The organism is Bradyrhizobium nivariense, from assembly GCF_029846695.2.
Taxonomy (GTDB): Bacteria; Pseudomonadota; Alphaproteobacteria; order Rhizobiales; family Xanthobacteraceae; genus Bradyrhizobium.
The window spans coordinates 1-14,246 of sequence record NZ_JARWCR020000031.1 but is presented as its reverse complement, the minus strand read 5'-3'; the positions used below and the strand labels follow the sequence as shown (position 1 = coordinate 14,246).

At 64.0% G+C, this 14,246-nt stretch carries 14 protein-coding genes and 1 pseudogene; 6 read left to right on the top strand and 9 right to left on the bottom strand.

Features of this window, described 5'->3' with window-relative positions; genetic code table 11:
• Positions 1-116: 116 nt before the first annotated feature.
• Positions 117-1,190, bottom strand: coding sequence for an RgsD C-terminal domain-containing protein (locus tag QCM77_RS23975; protein WP_279660853.1), 1,074 nt, complete (start codon positions 1,188-1,190; stop codon positions 117-119).
• 240 nt (positions 1,191-1,430) lie between these two features.
• On the opposite strand from QCM77_RS23975, the gene QCM77_RS23970 reads away from it, so the two are divergent.
• Positions 1,431-2,471 (top strand): patatin-like phospholipase family protein, encoded by a 1,041-nt coding sequence (locus QCM77_RS23970; RefSeq protein WP_279660852.1) that lies wholly within the window; start codon positions 1,431-1,433, stop codon positions 2,469-2,471.
• On the opposite strand, the gene QCM77_RS23965 is transcribed toward QCM77_RS23970, so the two are convergent.
• Entirely contained in the window at positions 2,472-2,900 is a 429-nt protein-coding gene (locus QCM77_RS23965) for a CBS domain-containing protein (RefSeq protein WP_279660851.1), read from the bottom strand.
• A gap of 186 nt (positions 2,901-3,086) precedes the next feature.
• A complete protein-coding gene (locus QCM77_RS23960) occupies positions 3,087-3,908 on the bottom strand; it encodes a rhomboid family intramembrane serine protease (RefSeq protein WP_279685175.1) in 822 nt (273 codons plus the stop codon).
• 451 nt (positions 3,909-4,359) lie between these two features.
• On the opposite strand from QCM77_RS23960, the gene QCM77_RS23955 reads away from it, so the two are divergent.
• Together QCM77_RS23955 and QCM77_RS23950 are read left to right on the top strand one after the other, a co-directional pair.
• Positions 4,360-4,914, top strand: a complete 555-nt coding sequence (locus tag QCM77_RS23955; RefSeq protein ID WP_279660849.1) for a PAS domain-containing protein — start codon at positions 4,360-4,362, stop codon at positions 4,912-4,914.
• 224 nt (positions 4,915-5,138) lie between these two features.
• Positions 5,139-5,930 carry a Crp/Fnr family transcriptional regulator gene (locus QCM77_RS23950; protein WP_279660848.1) on the top strand — a complete coding sequence of 264 codons (792 nt, stop codon included), beginning with the start codon at positions 5,139-5,141 and terminating at the stop codon, positions 5,928-5,930.
• 279 nt (positions 5,931-6,209) lie between these two features.
• On the opposite strand, the gene QCM77_RS23945 is transcribed toward QCM77_RS23950, so the two are convergent.
• On the bottom strand, positions 6,210-6,701 hold the full coding sequence (locus tag QCM77_RS23945) for a phasin (RefSeq protein WP_279660846.1): 492 nt from the start codon (positions 6,699-6,701) through the stop codon (positions 6,210-6,212).
• Positions 6,702-7,289: 588 nt separating this feature from the next.
• Between QCM77_RS23945 and QCM77_RS23940 the strand changes: the two genes are divergently transcribed.
• Positions 7,290-7,631: a cupin domain-containing protein gene (locus QCM77_RS23940; protein ID WP_279685173.1), complete on the top strand. Its 342-nt coding sequence runs from the start codon at positions 7,290-7,292 to the stop codon at positions 7,629-7,631.
• 240 nt (positions 7,632-7,871) lie between these two features.
• On the opposite strand, the gene QCM77_RS23935 is transcribed toward QCM77_RS23940, so the two are convergent.
• Complete coding sequence (locus QCM77_RS23935; RefSeq protein ID WP_279660844.1) at positions 7,872-8,261, bottom strand: COG4315 family predicted lipoprotein; 390 nt, start codon at positions 8,259-8,261, stop codon at positions 7,872-7,874.
• Between the two features lie 146 nt (positions 8,262-8,407).
• On the opposite strand from QCM77_RS23935, the pseudogene QCM77_RS23930 reads away from it, so the two are divergent.
• Positions 8,408-8,915 (top strand): annotated as a pseudogene (locus tag QCM77_RS23930) (GNAT family N-acetyltransferase).
• 51 nt (positions 8,916-8,966) lie between these two features.
• Here QCM77_RS23930 and QCM77_RS23925 read toward each other — a convergent pair.
• Positions 8,967-10,943, bottom strand: a complete 1,977-nt coding sequence (locus tag QCM77_RS23925) for a DEAD/DEAH box helicase (RefSeq protein ID WP_279660902.1) — start codon at positions 10,941-10,943, stop codon at positions 8,967-8,969.
• 389 nt (positions 10,944-11,332) lie between these two features.
• Between QCM77_RS23925 and QCM77_RS23920 the strand changes: the two genes are divergently transcribed.
• Positions 11,333-11,686: a cupin domain-containing protein gene (locus tag QCM77_RS23920; protein ID WP_279660843.1), complete on the top strand. Its 354-nt coding sequence runs from the start codon at positions 11,333-11,335 to the stop codon at positions 11,684-11,686.
• Between the two features lie 32 nt (positions 11,687-11,718).
• Here QCM77_RS23920 and QCM77_RS23915 read toward each other — a convergent pair whose 3' ends face one another.
• The 3 genes from QCM77_RS23915 to QCM77_RS23905 form a co-directional block, all read right to left on the bottom strand.
• Positions 11,719-12,231, bottom strand: a complete 513-nt coding sequence (locus QCM77_RS23915) for a hypothetical protein (RefSeq protein WP_279660842.1) — start codon at positions 12,229-12,231, stop codon at positions 11,719-11,721.
• 112 nt (positions 12,232-12,343) lie between these two features.
• Positions 12,344-12,772, bottom strand: coding sequence for a VOC family protein (locus QCM77_RS23910; RefSeq protein ID WP_279660841.1), 429 nt, complete (start codon positions 12,770-12,772; stop codon positions 12,344-12,346).
• Positions 12,773-12,874: 102 nt separating this feature from the next.
• Positions 12,875-14,026 carry a zinc-binding dehydrogenase gene (locus tag QCM77_RS23905; RefSeq protein WP_279660840.1) on the bottom strand — a complete coding sequence of 384 codons (1,152 nt, stop codon included), beginning with the start codon at positions 14,024-14,026 and terminating at the stop codon, positions 12,875-12,877.
• Positions 14,027-14,246 lie beyond the last annotated feature (220 nt).

Below are 14,246 nucleotides of genomic sequence, written 5' to 3'. Positions count from 1 at the left end.
AGTAGCGGAGAGCATCTGCTTCCCGCATACGATATGGGACATTCGTGCGCTGAATGAGAAGTGTTCGCCAGGCACGAAGGCCCGCGTCGGGCCGCATGCGGCGCTACCGCTTAGGCCTACCGCGCGACCACTTCCACTTCGCCGTCGACGCCGTTGACGACGTTGAAGCCGCGCTCGTAGACCTTGCCCTCGTTCTTGGCGATGGCGCGGTATTCGCCTTCGGAGAGCACGACGCGCGGGAAAGCGCCGATCGATTCCTTGATGACGTCGCCGCCCGGGGTCAGCACCGACCAGGCGGTGTTGGCGAGCGCTTCGCCGCCCCTGTCGCTGACCAGCTTGAGCGTGATGACGGCGGCGCGGTGGGTGATGGTGACGTCGGTGAGCTTGCTGGCCTGGACGCGGATGTCCGAGCGCACCACCGAATTGGCGTCGCCGTAGTTCGAGATGATGTAGTAGGTGCCTTCCGGCAGCAGCACGACGTCGCCGGCGGCGACGTTCGGCACCAAGGAGGCGCGCTCGCCGGATTCGAACTGGCTGCCCTTGTAGATCGCGAACGAGATCTGGTTCTGCGGAATGCGGCTGGTGCCGACGCGGCCCTCGATGCGCAAGCCGCCGGCCGGCAGCACGAACGACTCGCGGTCGGTCTCGGCCTTCAGGCTGACGGTGCGCACCGCGCTGACGAGGCCAAAGGCGACGTGCACGACGTAATTGCCGGGCGGCAGCACGATGTTGGGGGTGGCATTGCGGTCCTCGCGGATCAGCTTGAAGGTGCCGTTCTCGTCGGGACGATCCGCAAACACGCGCCAGACCAGGCCGCTGGTGATCGGGGGGGTGTCCTTGCCGTATTTCGCCGTCAGCGACAGCACGCCCTGTCCGGGCACGGCCGCGTTGAGCGGCGGGGCGGATGGAACGGTCGCGACCGCGGGCGGCGGCATGCTGGGCGTGGCCGGCTGCATCAGGGTCGGCGGCAGGCTCGGAGGTCCGGCACCAGGACCTGTGGGCGGCGCCAGGCTGACGGCACCGCCGGGATCGGGCACCGAAGCGGGCGGCACCGGCGGCGGACGATCCGAGAAAAGCTGCGCCTGCGCAGCATTTTGGCCAAGGATAGAGAGGCAGGCAGCAAAGATCAGCGTCGGCAGCAGCGATGCGCTGCGCCGCCATCCGATGATGCCGTCACCCCCGAGAGTCATGCCACCTGCTTTTCACCGAAAACGCGGCAAATTCAAGCCTCTGAAACCCCAAGAAATACGGCCCAATAGTTCTTTGGAACCCGGTTGACGCCTGCGTGATTACCCCAGAGGCAACCGCGCCTCGCCATACTCCTGCCCCGTACCCTTCCCAAACCGGCATAAACCATGCTTCGGCCCGGTTTGGCGGATCGCGAATGCGGTGCCTAGTCTGATGGCGGATCCCGGCGTAGGAGAGTTTCGGTGCTGGACATATTGAAGGGTCGGGGTGCGAACGCCGAGAAGGTCGGCGAGAAGGTTGGCTTGGGCAGCGTTCGCCGGCCGGTCATTGGCCTTGCCCTCGGCGGCGGCGCCGCGCGCGGCTTCGCACATATCGGCATTATCAGGACCTTGCTCGCCAACGGAATCGTGCCTGAAGTCGTGGTCGGCACCTCGATCGGCGCGGTGGTCGGCGGCCTCTATGCGGCCGGCCAGCTCGATACGCTGGAAGAATGGGGCCGCAGCCTGCAAGGGATGCGCAACATCCTCGGCTATCTCGACATCCGCCTCAACGGCTCCGGCCTGATCGGCGGCGAGAAGCTGGCGACCCGGCTCGAGAACGCCTGCGGCCAGACCCAGATCGAGGACCTCCCGGTCAAGTTCGCCGCTGTCGCGACCGAGGTCCGCACCGGCCACGAGATCTGGCTGACGCGCGGCCGCGTGGTCGACGCGATGCGCGCCTCCTATGCGCTGCCCGGCATCTTCTCTCCGGTCCTGATCGGCGATCGCTGGCTGGTCGACGGCGCATTGGTGAACCCGGTGCCGGTCTCGGCCGCCCGCGCGCTCGGCGCCGAAATCGTTATCGCCGCAAATCTTTCCAGCGACATCTTCACCTATTCGACGACGGTCTATTCGCACGGTGCGATGCCTGAACCAGTGATCCCTGTGGCTGAAGAGACGACGTCAAAGCGGCGCTTCCCGAGATTCTTCTCGCCCGAGAAGACGGTGAAGCGCGAGTTCTTCGGCGGCGGCACCGCCCGGCCCGGCCTCTCTTCGGTGATGGTCGACGCCTTCAACATCATGCAGGACCGCATCACCCGCGCCCGCCTCGCCGGCGATCCGCCGGACCTCCTGATCACGCCGCGGGTCGGACATTTCGGCTGGTTCGACTTCCACCGCTCCGACGACCTCATCGCGTTGGGCACCCGCGCCGCCGAGCGTGCGCTGGACTCCATCCAGGAGGCAATCCACGCGCTGGCCCCGCCGCCCGAGGGCGCCGCGCCGAAAGCGAACCAGCAGGACTGATCAGGCCGTCTTGATGTAGTCGCGCAGGGCTTCCTGCTCGGACTCGTATTCCTGCACCCGCCGCTTGACGATGTCGCCGATCGAGATCAGGCCCACCACCTTGCCGTCGTCGATCACGGGCAGATGGCGGAACTTGCCGGTGGTCATGATCTCCATCAGCTCGGCGACCGTGTCGGTCTCCTTGCAGGTGACGACCTTGCGGGTCATGACCTGAGAGACCGGCTCCTCGAGCGCGCCGGCACCGCGCTCGCCGATCACCCGCACGATGTCGCGCTCGGACAGGATGCCTTCCAGCCGGCTCTGGTCCATCACCAGCACCGCGCCGATCTTCTTCTCGCCGAGCAGTTTGACCGCCACCGCCAGCTTCGCGTCCGGCTCGACGCTCATGATCTGGTGGCCCTTGGTGTTGAGAATCGAACGTACCGTCATTGTTGCCTCCCTGAATCGAACCGTCCGCTTTCGCGGTCCGGACTTGTTCGTGAGTCTTCAACTAACAGTTTCAGCGCCGGTTTCAGGCTCGTGCGCTTTGCGAAGCAAAGCCGCTAGTGGCCTGTCGCTTCGGAACATTCCTCTCGGGAATGATGGATGAATTCGGGCGGCGCCGCAAGCGCCGCTTCAGATGCGGTCTGAAATGTCCTGTGATGACGCACCCGCAGCATCGCTTCGCACGCGCGGCACGGGGTCGAACAGCGCGAACAGCAACAGGCCGGCGAAGAAGCCGCCGATATGCGCCTGCCAGGCGACGCTCGTGGTCTCGGAGTCGATGCCGATCGCACCGACGCCGAAGATGATGTTGACGCCGAACCAAACGCCGAGGAAGCCGACCACCCGCCCGTCGCGCAGCGCGCGCGACAGCGGCAGCGCCGGAACTCTTGCGGCGGTATCCGCGTCCGATCGGCTGAACGACAGGAAGCTGCCGCGCACGAAGGCGAAGCGGATCGCCGCCGCCATCGCGCCGGACACCGAGGCCGAGGCGCCGATCATCGGCGCCACTGCGTGCTCATGGGTGACGAGATGGGCGAGCGCGCCGGCCGCCGCCGTCACCGCGAGGAACAGGAAGAACCTGATGGCGCCAAAGCGCCGCGCCAGCGCACTGCCGAACGGCAGCAGCCACAGCACGTTGAAGCCGAGATGGGTGAGATTGGCGTGCAGCAGCGAATAAGTGACGAAGGTCCAGACCTTGGCGCCGGCCCCGCCGGGAATCTGCAGATTGAGCAGCGAGGAATCGTAGCGTTTGGGGATGAAGCCGAAGACATCGATGGTCCAGTTCTCGATCTCCGGCGGCAACAGCACCCGCAGATGGATCGCCGCGAGCAAGAGGATATAGGCCGTCAGCGCGAACGGCAGCGTCAGGATCGGCTCGCGCGGAGCTTCCTCATTGACGGCCGGCAGGTCCAACGGAGGATCTTGCGGCGGAGAATCTTGCGGGGAATCCAAGGCAGCTTCGCTTTCAGGCGCGATCGGAGCGCTACGCTTGGAGATAGTCGCCTTTGCCCACGCTGCGCAAGTGCACAAAAGGAAAAGGGAGGGCCCTGGGAAGCCCTCCCTGTCCGTGTCGGACTTCCGGCACCCAAGGAATGAAGGATATCCCCACCCCTCCCCGCGGCCGGTGACCAAACTGTTTGACGCCTGTGTACAGGCCTCGCCGAGAACCTGGAGAAAAGCGGCGAGGCTTGCGACCGCGGTCACCATAGCAGCGGATCGGCGCACGCAAAGCGCATAGTTAATTTAACGTTAACGACGCAAAGGCCGCGCCCGAGGGGGCGAAAACGCCTCCACGGCATGGACGGTGCAAATCCCCTCCTGCACAACAACAAAGGGATCGCGGCTGCACTGAAGCGGGACAGGTTTGTCCCGCGAGGTTGCGCCCCGGGGTAAGCGTTCAGTCATGAAACATCCGTCGAGCCGCGAGTTCTTCGCGTATTGGGACAAGAAGCGCGGCACCGCGCGGGCCCCTGACCGGGCCGATATCGATCCGGCCGCCGTGCGCGGCCTGCTCGGCGACATCTTCGTGCTGTCCTGCGAGCGCAATCTCGGCTTCCCGTTCCGCGTCGCCGGCACGCGTGTCTGCGCGCTCGCCGGCTGCGACCTCAAGGACTCGAGCTTTGCGGCGCTGTTTAACGAGGCCAGCCGCCGCGAGATCGAGGAGATCACGACGATCGTCGCCGACGAGAGCCTCGGCGCCATCGCCGGCGTCACCGCCGCGCGCGAGGACGGCAGCAAGGCGCATCTCGAGCTGCTGCTGCTCCCGTTCAACGCCCGCCCGCACACGCCTGTCAGCGTCACCGGCGTACTCGCTCCGTTCGACGACGAATGCGGCGCGCTCGGCGTGTTCACCCTCACCTCCTGGCGCTATCTGCACCAGCCGGAAAAACTGTTGCCACGCGCGATCCGCAAACTGCAGATCGCACGCGGGCTGATGGTGTATGAGGGGTTGAGGTAGGAGTAACCTCGTGTCAGGGCGCGCAGCGTTTGCAAGCCGCCCGATCTTCATCGCAGTCAGACGCGCCGGCCTCCGCCGGCGCGCAGGCTCGCGATCCGCGATTGGAACCTTGCCTGTTGACGTGCGTTGATCCGCCTGCTGTCGCAAGCGTCTGCGCGGCAACGCGGCTCGGTCGGAGACGATGCGTTTGCTAGCCGCCGGGCCTCCGTCGAGGGGCGATTCCCATGATGGAGCACGCAACCAGAGTTGGTAATCGCCTGTTAGCTGCGTTACCGCCGGCCGACTTCGCTTTGCTTGCACCGCATTTGCGGAAAGTACCGCTCCTGCACGACGCAGTCCTGGTTCGATCGGGCGACCGGATCGAACACCTCTACTTCCCCTGCAGCGGCGCGATCGCCCTCATCATGGAGATGCCGAACGGACAAACGGCCGCAACCGCGGTGATCGGCAACGACGGCGTCATCGGACTCATGACGGCGCTCGGGCCCGTCCGATCCCCCCTGACCGCGGTTGTCCGCGTGGCCGGGACCGCACTGCAGATCTCGCCCGCGCGATTTCACGCGATGCTCGAACGCAGTCCCGCCGTCGCAAGCGCGGTTCAGATTGTCACCAGGGCGATGATGACGCAATTCCTGCACGTCGCGGCCTGCAATGCGCTGCACTCCGTCGAAGCGCGCCTCGCCCGCTGGCTGCTGCACATTCACGATCGGACGGATGGCGGTGACGTCCTGCCCTTGACCCAGGAAACGTTGTCGGAATTGCTCGGCGTCCGGCGTACCACGGTCACGCACGTCGTGAGTGCACTTCGAACATCAAGGGCGATCAAATCCAATCGACGCGGCCAACTCGAGATCGACAGGCAACGGCTCCAGGTCGTCGCATGCGAGTGCTACAAGGTGATGAGCCGCAGGATCGATCGGATCGTTTCGCAGGATGCGTTAAGGCTCCTTCACGCCGCGCCGGCGCGCGACGGCTGCCCGCCCCCGGACTTCCCGTTCGCCAAGGCCGACTCGTAAACCCAGGCCTCCCTGGCGAACCACTCGTGCGTCGCCGCGCACATCCGGCAATAGGTGCGCGAAAAGAACACAGTACTGCAGCGAAACCTTTCGCCATCCATCTCGATGCCCGTTGGAATTGCGCTCCCCGTTTCCGGACACTTGATCATCACCATACCCATCCTGATTTCCCTCCAGCTTGGCATCACCTCACGGCGAGGCTGGCCGCCACCGGCTGGACGGCGTCTCTTCTCGCGAAGACGCTCGTCCAGCCGATCCACGCGGCCAGTAGCTTCGATTTTAAGCAGCCCTATGCAGAACCCGGTTGAAGCTGTTCTTGATCGGCTCGGCCGTCTCGGTCGCGGCCTTCTGGGCCAGATCCCAAAGCTCCCGATTCTGGGCGGAAGCCGCTTCAAAGGTCTTGCGGCCGTGAGCGCTGGAGAGGCTCACGAGGTCCGCAAACGACCTCGCGTCTGCAAGCTGGGAGAGGAATTCCAGCGCGGAGCTGGTATTGGCGTTGGATATTTCGATGACCTTGGTGCCGTAATCGGCGGCACGCTTGGCATTGGTCGAACAGGCGTCGCAGAGAGCTCCGGTGATCTCCTCGGAAGTCGCCTTCATCTGCTCGAAATTTGCCTTGGCCCGCGTGGCGGCCGGCGCGGCGAGATCGCCGAAGATCGCCTGGATGTTGAAAAACGGTAGGTCGAACTTGAAGTTTGCATTTCCGTTTGCCGTCCCATTCAGCGGAGCGGCATTCGTCTCGGCTTTCACATTGGCATCACTCACGGGCATTCATCCTTTCAAGCGAAACTAGATAATGGATTGAAGACTCCCCGACGCGCCCAGGTGCGTACTGCACCGGGACACCAGTGCCCCTACTTTCACGATGGTGGGATGCTGCTGCGGATAAGCCGCTCTCGCCCCCTGCCGGAGCCAACTATGGCCGACGAAGGTCGAAGCTTCGGTTCGCTTTCGGACTCTTGACTTGAATTAATTCGAATCATGTGTTGCTGCGGCGCGGGCAGCATTCTGCACCTTTGAAGTTGCTGCCATTGCACGCGCCAACTTAAGATCAGCGCCGGCGAGCTGTTCAGAGCCGTCGATCCCGTAGCCGTCTGAGCCGGAATGTTCTGCCGCTTACGCAACCGGCAGGTCGGCCTGCAGCGGTCCCTGTGCAACAAATTGGCCGGTCGCACGTGGGCTGATGGTGTATGAGGAGGCTGCGGTCGTTCTCGTTTTCGACGTGAGCGAGCGCCGCGATCTCGATGCAGCCTCTCACCTGGACGAAACGACCATGCCGATATCATCAATTTCGGCTCGCTTCAGCTCCGCTTCCTGCACAGCAAGGATGACACCGGCGGCAGCGTCGATATCTTCGAAATGACGTTGCAGCCGAATGCGCGGATGCCGATCCCGCATTATCACGACCGCTGGGACGAAACGATCTACGGGTTGTCCGGCGTCTCGACCTGGACGATCGACGGCCAGCAGAACGATCTCGCCCCAGGAGCCTCAGTCTTCATCAAGCGCGGCATCGTGCACGGCTTTACCAACCGTTCGACGGGGCCTGCGACCTGCCTGTGCATCCTGAGCCCCGGGGTGCTGGGACCACGATATTTCACCGAGATGGCCGCGCTCCTGTCGGCCGGCGCGCCACCCGATCCCGCGAAGATGAAAGAGACGATGCTGCGCTATGGACTGGTGCCGGCGCCGCCTGCGTGATCGGAACGTCGCAGGCATCGCGCCTCTGCGCGATCAGGATGCGCCCCTGCCTCCCCCGCAAGCGCCCGCTAGCGGGAGAGGTGAAGCGAGCACGCGGTCCAGTCGATCTAACCCACCGGTCCCTGCGCTAAAGCGCGATGAGATGAGGATGAATCATCATCGCGCTTTAGGTTGTTGTTTGAGCATCATCTTTTCGGAAAACCGCTTTGCACTTTTCCGGTCCCTGCGCTAGCGAATCCATCACGGCATCGCCAGATGCCAGGCGCCGTTCAGAAAGCCGTCGCCGGTGATGTCGCCGGGCTTCGTATCCTTGGCGAAGGTGTAGAGCGGCTTGCCTTTGTAGGCCCACTGCTTCGAGCCGTCGTCGCGCATGATGACGGTGTAACCGTCGGCCGCAGCATCGCTGGCCTCGGCCTTCAGCACCGGCCAGTTGGTCGCACACGGACCGTTGCAGGCGGACTTGCCGTCCGCGTCCTTGTCGAAAGTATAGAGCGACATGCCCTTGGCGTCGGTGAGCACGTTGCCCTTGTCGGTCTTGCCGGTCTTGGCCGGCGACGCGGCGAATGCGGCGGGAACCATCGCGAGCGATATTGCGAGCGTGAGCGCGAGGCGGATCAAGGAAATCGTCATGGTCTCTCCTGTCATGCAATGGGCTTGCATGGGTAGGACGCCGCGCGAGCCGTCGTATTCCTGCAACGGAGGCAAAGATATTTTTTGCTGCGCGGATCGTCGCATCGGAATAAACCGGGATGATAGAGACGGAACGACGGATCCAGATGAGCAAGCCGCATTGGCGTCCCGCGCGCGCCTCCGACCTCCCGGCGATCAGCGCGATCGCAGCGCGCATCCACCCTGATCTGCCAGAACGCTCCGAGGTGTTCGCGGAAAAGATGCGGCTCTATCCTGACGGCTGCCGCGTGCTTGCCGCAGATGACGGGATCGTCGGCTACGGACTCACCCATCCCTGGACGCAGCACCGGATTCCGCCGCTCGACGGCTTCCTCGAACAACTGCCCGGTCATGCGGATTGCCTCTATGTGCACGACGTCGCCGTGCTGCCCGACTTTCGCGGCGGCGTCGCGCGCGTACTATGTCGTGGCGATCGAGCAACTCGCGCGCGCGTCAGGGATCGCGACGCTCGCATTGGTGTCGGTCTACGCCACGCAGCCGCTGTGGCAACGTCTCGGCTTTCGGCCAGTCACGGCGGATGCGGAGCTGCGTGAAGAGCTTGCGTCCTACGGCGACAGCGCGACCTATATGCTGCGCGACCTCGCTGCGACGTAACGTCCCTGCCCGGTCAGCCCGGCTCACGCAGGCGCTCTGTAGGACTGCAGTTCAGCCCCGATATTTTTTCTTCGCCTTCTTTCCCGACGCGCCCTTCTCAGACCACGGCGTGACCGAAGGCGGCTCTGCGTGGCCGGGCTTGTTCTTATGCTTCTTTTTCTTGCCGAAAGAAGGAGCATCGTCGAATTTCGGCACTCGCTCGCCATGAGCCTTGCCGCGTGGCTTGAATTCACTCGCGTCGCGCCCGCGATCGTCGCGACGTGCACGATGATCGCCGTCGCCGCTCTCGCGCCGAGGCGGCTTTGACCGCTCTTCCGGAGGCGCTTGCCGCTGCGGCGCATCCGCCATCGATTCGAGGCGGATATTGTCTTCCTTGTCCGGACGCTTGATCTTGGCAGCGAAGGATTCCGCGACCCGCTCGGAAATTTCGAACTCGGTCGTCGTGTCCATGATCTTGATGGCGCCGATGTCGCCCTTGTCAATGCCGCCACGACGGCAAATCATCGGCAAGAGCCAGCGCGCTTCCGCGTTCTTTTTTCGTCCGATGTTGGCCCGGAACCAGACGCTGCCCTCCGCCATGCCATGTTTCGACGACGATTTTCCCGATTTGGGTCGAGCCCTTTCGGGGCGATCATCGCCGCGCGAAGCGCGGACATCGTCGCGCGGCGTACGAAAATCGTCGCGCGGCGCGCGGGCATCGTTGCGACCGCGATCGTCGCGCGGCCGGCTGCTCCGCTCGCCGGGATCGATGATGTCTTCGGGCGACGGCAGCCGCGCGCGATAGAGCCGTGCGAGTGACGCGGCGATATCCTCAGCCGACCGCTCGGCCAATAGCGCCTGCGCCAGCGCCAGATCGTCGGCGGTCGTCTCTTCCGTGAACAACACGTCCTTCATGCGCTCGTGATCGAGCTTGCGGATCTCATCCGGCTGCGGCGCGGTCCCCCAGACCGCGTCGATCCCCGAGCTATTCAGCAGCATTTCCGCACGCCGCCGTCGCACGGGCGGCACCAGCAGGATACTCGTCCCCTTTCGGCCCGCGCGGCCGGTGCGGCCGGAGCGATGCTGCATGACCTCGGCGTCGTTGGGCAGGTCGGCGTGAATGACGAGGTCGAGGCTCGGCAGGTCGATGCCGCGGGCGGCGACGTCGGTCGCCACGCAGACGCGCGAACGTCCGTCCCGCAGCGACTGCAGCGCCGTGGTTCGCTCGTTCTGCGTCAATTCGCCTGATAGCGCGACCACGGAGAAGCCGCGCTCCAGCAGCGCCGCCTGCAAATGCCTGACGTGATCGCGGGTGCTGCAGAACACCAGAGCGCTCGGCGCCTCGTAGAAGCGCAACACGTTGACGACCGCGTGCTCAGCATCGCCGGGCGCGATCCGGATCGCGCGGTACTCGATATCGGCGTGTCCGCCTTCGTCGCCGGCGACCTCGATCCGAAACGCCTGCTGTTGGTACTGCTTGGCCAGCGCGACGATGCCGCGCGGGAATGTCGCCGAGAACATCAGGGTGCGGCGCGTGTCCGGCGTGGTCTTGAGGATGAACTCCATGTCTTCGCGAAAGCCGAGATTGAGCATCTCGTCGGCCTCGTCGAGCACGACGACCTTCAACTCGGAGATATCGAGACGGCCGCGGCGCAAATGATCGCACAATCGGCCGGGCGTGCCGACGACGATGTGGGCGCCCGCGGCAAGCTCGCGCTGCTCGCGCCGCGGGTCCATGCCGCCGACGCAGGAGACGACGCGCCCGCTCGCATGCTCGTACAGCCACGCCAGCTCGCGATGGACCTGCAAGGCAAGCTCGCGGGTCGGCGCCACGATCAGGGCAAGCGGTGCACCCGCCCGCTCGAACCGCTCGGCATCAAGCAGATCCTTGGCCATGGCCAGCCCATAGGCCAGGGTCTTGCCGGAGCCGGTCTGGGCCGAAACCAGCAGGTCGCGGTCAGTGGCTTCGTCCGTGAGCACGGCGAGCTGAACGGGGGTCGGACGGTCGTAGTTGCGCTCGGCCAAAGCTCGGGCGAGCGGCGGACTCATGGTCGGGAAAGACACGGGATAAAACCTTGGTTGGTCCAGGCGCGGAACGTTGAGCCGCGCGACCTGAAGCTGCGTAGGCGGCAAATGGTCCAGCCGCACGCGTGGTGATTTGATTTAGATGCTCTTTACGCCAAGCGGGGGCAAAGCACCATGCCTATGACGCATGGCTTTAGCGACACGGTGAACAGCTCGCGGATGGCTCCGTCCGCCGCTTTTGCTCCGTTTTACCGCATCCGGAGAGCTTTTGGGCCAAAACAGCAGATTTTCGCGGTGATCCCGCCTAAGTTGCTCGCGATCAAACCATCAACTGAATGAGGCATACACGTCTTGTCTCGTCGACATTTCGATCCCAAATCGTGCCTCACGAGAGAGCAAGACACGGGTGAAACATGGCCGACGGGATATCCCTTTCAGACAAGCTCGCGACCTTTCAAGACTTCTGGTCGCCGCGCACAATCACGAACTTCAACGACTGCGACGTGATGGTGGTGAAGGTGAAGGGAGAGTTCACCTGGCACAAGCACGACGACACCGACGATTTCTTTCTCGTCCTGAAAGGCAGTCTGGACATCGAATTGCGGGATCGCACGGTGACGCTCGGTCCGGGCGAACTCTATGTCGTGCCCAAAGGTGTCGAGCATCGTCCGGTGGCACGCGAGGAGGTCCATCTCCTGCTGATCGAGCCGACCGGCACGCCGAACACGGGCGACAAGGCCACGGCCGCGGCGCGCAAGCTCGCATAGAGGGTGGCTCGCTTGTTCTAATCCCCCTTGTTTTAATCCCTGGAGGTCACCAGCCTGCTGAAGCCGCCCGCCAGCCTTGCTCTTGCCCGCGCAACAGTGTCCCTCGCCGCGCGGCTCAAGGCGCGGATGGCACGCCAGGCTTCGGTTGCTTGCAGCCACGCTCTCACCTCGGCGAACTTCCCATAGGCCCAGGCGAAAGCCGGGATCCTCATCAGCTTGTCACGCGTGAGATGGAACAGGCGCTCGACCAGCACGAGCTTGAGCAGCTCACCGACGATGAACGTTGCTGCGCCGCTCACGAACTGACCAGTTGCCGCGAGATAAGCCGCCACAGGCTTGATCGGCTCCAGAATGATCACGGGCACGGAAAACAAGGCGAGCGAGGGATAAGGCGGCAGCGATCTGATCCAGGCTCGCAATCGCTTGAATTCGAGATGCCGCCCAAGCCAGCGCGAAATCGGCCTCGCCACGGCCATGAAGACCGCATCCACCAGGAAGTAGATAGCCGCCAGGATGTAAGTGACCGGTTTCAGGATTCGCTTCACGATACCTCTCCTGCGAACTGAAAGCCGGAACTGGGACCTAAGTTTCACCACAGCGTGAATAAGTCGCGGATTTCCGATGGAACTTTTTGGGCAGGGCCCCACCTCCCCCGCTTCAGATCTCCGCATAGATCTCCAAAAGATTGCCGTCGGGGTCGCGGAAGAACAGCGTCCGATGCCCAAACGACTGGTTCGTCGGCGGCGACAACAGCGCAACGCCGTGTTGTACGAGTTCGTCGGCGCACGCATCGACTTCGGCCGCGGACACCTTGAAGGCCAGTTGCAGCGAGGCACTGCCCGCTGGCGTCGGCGCATCGGCCCCGGTCCGGCTCGGCTTTGCAAGAGCCAGCGTGTTGGCGCCCAAGCCGTACTCGATCCAGTTCGGCGAGAGCTCACGCAGCAGCGGAAACGCGAGGGTATCCTCGTAGAAGCGCCGCATCGCCGCCATGTCGCGCACGAAGATGACGGTGTAGTCGATCGCGCGGATGGCGGTGAACGGCGAGCGCGTGCGTGGGTCTCGTTCGGTTGTCTCGTCCATCATCATGCCCTTTCATCCGCACGTAGCTCGTATGGAGCGTAGCGGAATACGGGGAGCCACAAGCGAGAACCCCGGATTACGCTGCGCTCCCTCCGGGCTACGAATTTCTCACTCCACCAGCTCCGGCCACGGCACGATGGTCGACTTCACCGTCTTCATCGCCATCGCGTCCGCGACCGCCTGCGCGACGCCCGCTTCCGTGAACGGATAGATCGTCTGCATCTTCAGCCAGGGATATTTGTTGCGGGTGCGATAGAGCATGTCGACGCCGAGCGGCAGATCGTTGCCGGTAAAGCCCCAGGATCCCAGCACGTTGAGGTCCTTGGTGCAGATGCGGTGCCAGGACGTCTCGATCGATCCGGCGTCGGTGAACTGGCCCATCTCGACATAGGTGCCGCCGTCGCGCAGCATCTCGATGCCTTCGGGGCCGGCGGTCGGATGGCCCGAACAATCCATCACCAGATCGGCGCCGAAGCCCCCGACGATGTCGCGCACGCGGGCGATGCGATCTTGTGGTGACTTCAGCTCGTCGATGTTCACCGTGGCCTCCGCGCCGAATTCGCGCGCAAGCTTGAGCCGCGGCTGTTCCGGCGCACCGACGCAGATCACGCGCCCTGCTCCCATCTCCAATGCTGCAGCGACTGCGAGAATGCCGATCGGGCCCGAGCCCTGGATCACCACCGTGTCGCCCCAGGAAAAACCGCCGGCGCGGCTGGCGCGGTTGAAGGCGCGGATGCAGGAGGTCAGCGGCTCCGATAGCGCCCCTAACCGCAGCGACATGTCGTCGGGCAGCTTGTAGATCTTGGTGCCCGGCAGCATGTCGAGATCGACATAGACATACTCTGCCCAGCCGCCCCACATGTGAGGTGGTTTATCGAAGCCGAGATAGCGGCCGTAATAAACCGGCGTCAGGCATTTGTTGGCGGTCTGCGGATAATGGATGCAGTAGTAGCAGCGGCCGCAGGGCATCAGCGGCGGGATCATCACTTTCGAGCCGACCGTGAGCGGCTTGCTCATGAAGTCCTCGGTGAATTCGTCGCCGCATTCGACGATGATTCCGCCGAGCTCGTGGCCGAGCGTGAACGGCCAGGGCAGCGGCTTCGGCCAATGACCTTTGAGAATGTGCAGATCGGTGCCGCAGACACCACAGGCGCCGACCTTGATCAGCGCGGCCTTCTTGCCGACCTTCGGCCATGGCACGGTGCGGATGACGGGCTCCGAGCCCGGCCCTGCGTGGGTGCAGACGCGGATGGATTCCATGGCTGTTTCCTCGATGCCCGTCTGTTCTGATTGATGGCGCGGGCTGAGGCGAAGCGTATGTGAGATGCGCGGTCGTGCCAAGCGGACAGTCTCGTAGATGGGGTAACGGGCCCGCCTCATCAGCCAAGCCGCGCTAGCTACGGCGCTATGTGATGGCGCGCGTCGCGCGGCTTGGCTGGAAGGTTGGCGGTCGTCCCTCACATTGATGGTGTAACGGAGT

Coding starts and splice junctions, on each gene's coding strand:
- QCM77_RS23975 (WP_279660853.1), bottom strand. CDS start 1,190: ATGACTCTCGGGGGTGACGGCATCATCGGATGGCGGCGCAGCGCATCG.
- QCM77_RS23965 (WP_279660851.1), bottom strand. CDS start 2,900: ATGACGGTACGTTCGATTCTCAACACCAAGGGCCACCAGATCATGAGC.
- QCM77_RS23955 (WP_279660849.1), top strand. CDS start 4,360: ATGAAACATCCGTCGAGCCGCGAGTTCTTCGCGTATTGGGACAAGAAG.
- QCM77_RS23950 (WP_279660848.1), top strand. CDS start 5,139: ATGATGGAGCACGCAACCAGAGTTGGTAATCGCCTGTTAGCTGCGTTA.
- QCM77_RS23945 (WP_279660846.1), bottom strand. CDS start 6,701: ATGCCCGTGAGTGATGCCAATGTGAAAGCCGAGACGAATGCCGCTCCG.
- QCM77_RS23940 (WP_279685173.1), top strand. CDS start 7,290: ATGACGTTGCAGCCGAATGCGCGGATGCCGATCCCGCATTATCACGAC.
- QCM77_RS23935 (WP_279660844.1), bottom strand. CDS start 8,261: ATGACGATTTCCTTGATCCGCCTCGCGCTCACGCTCGCAATATCGCTC.
- QCM77_RS23925 (WP_279660902.1), bottom strand. CDS start 10,943: ATGAGTCCGCCGCTCGCCCGAGCTTTGGCCGAGCGCAACTACGACCGT.
- QCM77_RS23920 (WP_279660843.1), top strand. CDS start 11,333: ATGGCCGACGGGATATCCCTTTCAGACAAGCTCGCGACCTTTCAAGAC.
- QCM77_RS23910 (WP_279660841.1), bottom strand. CDS start 12,772: ATGATGATGGACGAGACAACCGAACGAGACCCACGCACGCGCTCGCCG.
- QCM77_RS23905 (WP_279660840.1), bottom strand. CDS start 14,026: ATGGAATCCATCCGCGTCTGCACCCACGCAGGGCCGGGCTCGGAGCCC.